Origin of the sequence: Endozoicomonas numazuensis (assembly GCF_000722635.1) — a bacterium.
Classification (GTDB): Bacteria; Pseudomonadota; Gammaproteobacteria; order Pseudomonadales; family Endozoicomonadaceae; genus Endozoicomonas_A; species Endozoicomonas_A numazuensis.
Genome location: NZ_JOKH01000010.1, coordinates 178052 through 185378, shown reverse-complemented (window position 1 = coordinate 185378; position 7327 = coordinate 178052). Strand labels below are relative to the sequence as shown.

Here is a 7327-nt window from a genome sequence, read left to right as displayed (position 1 = left end):
GCTGGATAAAAAGTGTGGAAAAAGTCATGGTGGCTGAGCATTGTGTTATGGGCTTTATCTTCTTCAGGTGTGGCTATGTCGATTTTTGATGTTGGGAAAATGTGCACTTTCTCGAAAATATCGGGGGTTATTCTCAATAACGGTCAGCCGGTAGCTGGTGCCAAAATCATTCGGGAAACGAGATACGAGAAAACCTTCTCTGACCAGGCAGTTACCGATGACAACGGTTATTTTGAAATGCCTGCTCTGTTTGTAAGATCGATTGCCAAGTTTTTACCCATGGAGTTTGGTGCGTGGCAGTCAATGAAAATTGTACTGGACGGCACGGAACATAAAATCTGGGGAGCAACAAAAACAAGTAAAGAAGAAAACTCCGAGTCTAAAGGCAAACCCTTAATTGTTACTTGTGATTTATCTGATGATGAGCAGGTGTTTCAAGTAAGTGGCGAAACATTTTTTACAAAATGTAAATGGGATGTTGAAAAGGATGAACCCTTGTTTTCTGATGGAGTTTATTTTGATGACCAGATAAAAGACGATAATAGTGAGGATGTAAATTAATGGGAAGGGAAGTTTCTCCTCAGCTCGCAGCAACTATAACAAAGGCTGTGTACAGATTAACCGAAATACCAACTATAGAGGAGGCTATTCAGTCACTGAACTCTCAGTTTTCAGGCAGTTTGATCTTCTCAGAATCCAACCTCCTCAAAGGCAAAACCGGCGGCCCCGGTTTTATCAAGGTCAGAACCGCTTTTGGTTTTGTGCTGGAAGGTAAAAAGCAGCTGGAAGGCCACACCTTTATCGTCTTTCGTGGCACTAAATATCTGGCTGACTGGCTCACTAATCTTAATGTACTGATTGATCCCTCTATAGCAGGTAACCCGGCTCATGAAGGATTTATGAAAGCCTTTCGATCCATGCTGCCCCAGCTCAGGGAGTTTACCGGACAACTGTCTAATGGTTCACAAGTTCACTGTATCGGCCACAGTCTGGGGGGAGCCCTGGCGACCATTGCCTCTGAATGGCTGAATATCGAAAAAGGCATTCAGCCCAAGCTTTATACATTCGGTAGTCCAAGGGTGGGACTACCGGACTTTGCTCGTAAAACCACCCACCGACTGGGCAGTGAGAATATATTCCGGGTCTGGCATAAAACCGATATCGTCCCCTGCATACCGATCTGGCCTTTTGAGCACACCCCCAGTTCCGGGAAAGATTATTTTTTGCCTTCACCCGGATTCTTCCCCGGCGCTGAATGGCACTCCATGGATCATTATATCCAGTCAGTCGGCCGGAAAAACTGGAAAACGATTTACGCTCTGAGAGAACAACAACCGACAGAGTTTAATATCAGGCAATGGCTGTCTGACAAAACAATATTGGGCTGTACTCTGGCAGCCGTAAAATGGCTGCAACACGCTCTAGCTTATGTGGTTAATAAATGCCTTTCAGCAGTGAGTGGCAGTTACCAGTTGTTTCTATCCACCAGCTCGACCATTATGGATCGCCTGGCCTGGATTCTCAGCCGAGGTATCACTTTTGAAGAAAACCTGTCTGGTTGGGTCGTGCACTTAATGCGCAAGATTTCAGAATTTCCGGGTATGCATCGGCACTTGAATACTGAGAAACCGGGGAATACTGAGAAACCGGGCAAGTCACTGATCCGGTATCTCCTTGAACAGTTATCCAACAAAGTCAACCAAATGGCCAAAAACACTCTCAGTCAAGCGCTGGCTGACGGTCGAGCCCTGTAAATAAACAATTATTCCAACATTATAAAACTGCACAGCACGTTTTATTCAGAAAGGAATCGAGGTACAAGATGAGACGGGTATTAACGTTTCTGGGAAATCCCTGGGTTATAGGCATTATCGGGCTATGTGCCTTCGCTCTGACCATCTGGTTGGGTGCCGACTATGTCAAGTTTGGCGCGGACAACACGGCTATCAGTTATAGCACTCGCCTGATCATTATTCTCAGCACGGCCTTCATCTGGGTCATCTGGCGCATGTTTGTCCTGCTCAGAGAACGTAGCCAGAACAATCAACTGCTCGATGGTATTCAACAGGCTCAGGCTGAAGATGACAGCCAAAAACAAAACGAAGACACCCGTACTCGTGAAGAACTCGACGTACTTAATTCACGTTTTCGTGATGCGGTATCGGTTCTGAAACAGTCCAATTTTAAAGTGTCAGGCCGGGGAAAATCTTTGTACCAGTTACCCTGGTATATCATCATCGGACCTCCAGGCTCGGGGAAAACAACAGCCCTGGTTAATTCCGGACTTCAATTCCCACTGGCCGACAGTCATGGCAAAGGGGCCCTTGGCGGCGTGGGTGGCACCCGTCATTGTGACTGGTGGTTCACTAACAATGCCGTACTTATTGATACGTCCGGCCGTTACACGACCCAGGACAGTCACAGGGTCGTTGACAATGCAGCCTGGACCGGCTTTCTGGATCTGCTCAAAAAGTACCGTCGTCGTCGCCCTATTAATGGCGCTATTATTGCCATCAGTCTTCAGGATTTGATGGTTCAGACAGAAGAACAACGTAATCAACACGCCAAAGTGATTCGTGCCCGACTGGACGAGCTTCATGAAAAGTTTGGTGTACAGTTTCCGGTTTACCTGACCTTCACCAAAGCTGACCTTATTGCTGGGTTCAGTGAGTTTTTTGCCAACCTGACAGCTAATGAGCGTGAACAGGTGTGGGGTACCACTTTTGAATTTGGTGATGGCAAGGACAGTACCGCAGCTCTTGCTAACTTTGATAACGAATTCCAGGCGCTGCTCAATCGCCTGAACGAGCGTGTTTTAAGGCTGGTTCACCAGGAACGTGACCTTGAACGTCGCTCTCTGCTTCAGGGCTTTCCTTCTCGCATGAGCAGTCTCCAGGGCAACATCAGAGACTTTCTGCAACAGACATTCAGTTCAAATAATTTCAGTACGACTCCTCTTATACGCGGTTTCTATTTTACCAGTGGCACTCAGGAAGGAACCCCTATTGACCGGATGACCGCATCCATCAGCGCCAGCTTTGATCTGCCACGATCGGTCGGCAGACAGCAGATGAATACGGGGAAGAGCTTCTTTATCAGTCGACTGCTCAACGACATTATTTTTCCTGAGTCGGAGTTGGTAGGCGTTAATCGACAGTTTGAAAACACTCTGCGCTGGATTCGCAGAACCTGTATAGCAAGCATGGCTGTAGTACTGGCGGGGGCTGGTATCGTCTGGACAGGCAGTGTCACCAAGAACAAGCAACTGATTGGCTATGTTTCAGAGAACGTATTGGCTTTTGAGAAAGTAGTCGCCGATACAAATGCCCATAGCGAAATAGATGCCCATAGCGAAATAGATGCCCATAGCCAAATAGATGCCCATAGCGAAATAGATGCCCATAGCCAAATAGATGCCCATAGCCAAATAGATGCCCATAGCCAAAGAACAGTCTTCAAAGATCCCGTTGAAACCCTGCCGGCTATGGACGCACTACTGAATGCCAGTAAAGTCTACGATCAGCAGGAGCATCCCTGGCTCAACAGTCTCGGCCTTTATGATGGCAATGTCGATACAACCGCCAATGCACTCTACGACGAAAAACTGTTAAGTATTTACTACCCGGCTCTGCTTCAGGACCTTGAAAACCAGCTGCGTTATGGCGGTTATGACAACACACAAGTGCTTGAACTGCTAAGCATTTACCTGATGCTGCTCACCCCTGAAAAACGTAACCCAGAGCAAATCACTCAATGGGCTCTATCACACTGGGAAGAGACATTATCAGGCGAAGCCAGTAAGCAACAGCTGCTTAAAGAACATCTGAGTCGTCTGTTAACTCTGGATATTCCAGCCTCAGAAGGTAATGCCAGAGTCATCGCACAAGCCCGTCAACAGATCAAGAGCATTCCTATTGCACAGCGTCTCTATGGTCAGTTAAAGGATGCCGATTCACTTAAGGGTCAAGTCGATCTGTACAGTGTTATTGGAGGAGATACCCGCAAGATATTCGGTTTAAACTCTGACAGCAAAGCCTTTGCCATGCCGGCCATTTTCACCCGTAATGCCTATGAAAATGCCGAGTACGATGCTGAGTCCAGCCTGCTTTCAGACCTGGATCAAAATCGTTGGCTATACGGCCAAACCGATGGCGATGATTTCAGTAAAGCAGACAAGGAGAAGATCTCAGGTCAGATCCAGCAACTCTATCTGACTGAATACAGTCAGAACTGGCAGACGTTTATTCGCCAGTTCCATATTGTTCCTTTCAAGAATATCTCTGATGCCACGGCCACACTTAAAGTACTGTCTGACCCGGTCTATTCACCGTTGCAGAACGTACTGGAAGTATTGGCAGACAACACTGAACTGACTCGCCCTGTTGCATTACCTTCCGCTGCCTCCAGCGTGGTTCCGGGTGCCGATAAAGCCCAGGAATTGTTGGCCAGAAAACAAAAGCCTACTGTTGTTGACCTGCAGTTCAGAGATATCCAGGGATTGGTTAAAACTCAAAATGTGCAATCCCCTGCCCTTCAGGAAACATTGTCGCTGGTTCGTGAACTTCATGATTATCTGAACGAGATCAGCCTTTCACCCGACCCTGAAGAACAAGCTTTCAAGGTGACTCGTGCACGATTTGCCAACAGTGGCAATGATGTCATTAAGCGGGTTCGCATCAAAGCCTCCCAATCTCCCGAACCGGTTAAAAGCTGGTTGAACGAAATGGCAGACTCCAGCTGGCAGCTGCTGTTAAGTGACAGTCGTCGTTATCTCAACAAAGCTTGGAAAGAACAGGTCTTTAACCCTTATCGCAAGAGCCTTTACGACCGCTACCCCATGGCCGCTAATGATGATCGTGAAGCGCCCATGCAGGACTTCAACCGTTTCTTTAAGCCTAATGGTATTGAACAGCAGTTTTTCAACGAATACCTGAAGTCATTTATCAATACCCGTACCTGGAAGACTCGTAAACTGGACGGACGTGGCCTGAGCTTATCCAGTCAATCACTCAGACAGTTTATTACTGCCAGTAAAATCCGTCGCTCTTTCTACCCTTCCAGTAGCGAATCCAGTAGCGAGCCAGCGGTTAATTTCCGTTTACAACCCACCAAAATGGACTCAGATGTCAGAATCTTTTCCATGGAACTGGGTGAACAGCGTATTCGTTACTCTCACGGCCCCAGGATAGTTAAAAAATTCACCTGGGATGCCAGTGAAAACAATCGTGCCCGTATCGTCTTTGAGGATCTCAATGAAACCGTGAATCGCAAACAGTACGAAGGTGACTGGGCGCTGTTCAGACTACTGGATAAGTCGGAGTTGATTGGCACAGCGGATCCTCGAGAATATAACCTGACGTTTAATGAACAAGGGCGCAAAGCAAGCTTTAAGTTGATTGCCGACAGCAGTTCCAACCCGTTTAACCCTAAGTTGTTGCGTAGTTATCAGCTGAAGGGAAGTCTGTAATGGTTACAACAAGGAATAGAAGTTATGACCGTTTTACGACAACACCCCACCCTGCAACAATCCGGACTTAATTGTATGGGGGACAGTCACTCGGGCTATATGCTGATCTCAACCTCCGAATGTGGCCGCAAGGTCTATATCCGGGGGGACGTAGCGAAAGATTTTGCCGGGCTGGTGACCGGCAGTGCTTTCAAGGGCCAGCGGGTGGTTTCACGACTGATCCAGCTCAGGGCTAACGCTGGAGGCATGCAAAGCTTCAGCAACCTGAACTCCGCCTTTGAGCATATGGATATTGTCGAGAACCTGCAGATTGGCTATAAAATCCTGCAAACCAGCCGGAACCAGCCGGGCGGGGTATATATAACCTCTATTGGTTTTGTGGAGCAGAATGCTGAGGAAGTCGGGTCGGGGTTGTATAAAGTAGATTATATTAAGGGGCCGAACAAGTGGAGACTCGATACTGAGGCAAAACCCTCAATTACAACTAAAAATGCCGCCATCAACGGCCTTTGCAAAACTGCCAAGGTAGCAGCCCAGGATATCATGCCAGAGATTGTCACCGGTGCTAACCAGAATGACCGGGGCAAGCAGTTTATCCTGGACGACGGCTATACCCTCTATTACAACCCACGCTCTTTTTACAGCCGCAAAAAAGTCTGGAAAACCCCGCAACAAAAACAAAACTGTTTTGAGTTTGCCGCCAACCAGCTGGGTAATGTGTTGCTGAATGCCCAGTATCGCCAGCAGAAAATCCAGTGGACCGTACACGGCGACGGTTCAAGACTGCTGAAGCGAGCGCTGATGCGACTGCAAGGACAAAACCTGGACGGCCATACCGTCTTTTTTGCAGCACCCACCGAATGGATGGCGGGTTTATTGCCGCTGATGCGCAAGTGCGGCATGAAATTGCACGACGAGGTCATGGCGTTTAATGCCGATGACTGGCGCGCACCGGGCAACCGGCTGGACCCCAGAATTATTACCGAAATCCAGAGCTTTGGTCCGGCCTACCGGCAGGCCGCCCAGAAATACAAACAGGCCATGCAATCGGATATGATCACCGCTTTTGGCTGGGGCACACTGGCGTCTACACCGCTCACAGGCAGTTTTATTGACAGCCTGATGGACGGCCAGTTCCTGGACACTATGGGACCCAGAGAAACAGCAGGTGTGCTCGGAGGTATTAGCCTGGCCGTAGCCCGCCGGGGCCGAAGTCTTCGCAATATGACGGCCAACCGAGCCAATGACCCGGCCCTTAACCCCCATATGCACCCGTTCAAGAGTGCCAGCAGCTTTAATGCCCATGTCGCCCAAGGCAATGGCGGTGAGTTCAAGTCGTTCCTGGCTATCTGCAAAAGCTTGGGCAAGGAGTACGCCTGATGATCAAGCGAGCGATTAAATGGCTGTTGCTGGAAACCCCACTGCGGACAAAAATGCCGGAAGCCTGGAAAGCTAACCGACAAAATCTCTACAGTGTGAACTTTGACAAAGCCCCCTGGAAAGAGATAGACCTGTCAGGCACCCAACTGCGTTTTAAACATGCTCGCCAGACGGCTATGTTTCCCAACGACCTTTGGATCGAAGCGGTCAATATTTGGGTTACCGATGAATTCAACCCCTGGGACGGAGGCATGACCAAGGTGCTCTACCGGAATGGCTGGAACTACACAGACGGCCTGTTTGGTGATGACTACCTGGGAGGGGGGGTCTTGCATATGATTATCCAGCGAATTGATCTGAAAAAAGCAGGCGTTGAATCACTCCTGAACCCCGAAAGTGCTCGATCCTATCTACTTGAGGAGATCAAAACAGAATATAAAGCCGAAAATCATAAACGAAAAACAGGCGACTATGTCTACC

Annotated in this window: 5 protein-coding genes; all 5 read left to right on the top strand. The window is 48.4% G+C overall.

Annotated elements, in window-relative coordinates; all coding sequences use genetic code 11:
* Positions 1 to 75: 75 nt before the first annotated feature.
* Entirely contained in the window at positions 76 to 561 is a 486-nt protein-coding gene (locus tag GZ78_RS25800; protein ID WP_051786560.1) for a carboxypeptidase-like regulatory domain-containing protein, read from the top strand.
* 47 nt (positions 562 to 608) lie between these two features.
* Entirely contained in the window at positions 609 to 1754 is a 1146-nt protein-coding gene (locus GZ78_RS25795) for a lipase family protein (protein WP_161787496.1), read from the top strand.
* 68 nt (positions 1755 to 1822) lie between these two features.
* The gene (tssM, locus tag GZ78_RS25790) at positions 1823 to 5467 is read left to right on the top strand and encodes a type VI secretion system membrane subunit TssM (protein ID WP_034842823.1); all 3645 of its coding nucleotides are present in this window, start codon (positions 1823 to 1825) and stop codon (positions 5465 to 5467) included.
* 24 nt (positions 5468 to 5491) lie between these two features.
* Complete coding sequence (locus GZ78_RS25785) at positions 5492 to 6847, top strand: hypothetical protein (RefSeq protein ID WP_152558962.1); 1356 nt, start codon at positions 5492 to 5494, stop codon at positions 6845 to 6847.
* Positions 6847 to 7327: hypothetical protein (locus GZ78_RS29720; protein WP_034842820.1), on the top strand; the 481-nt coding region annotated here is incomplete at its 3' end. The genes GZ78_RS25785 and GZ78_RS29720, both read left to right, overlap by 1 nt.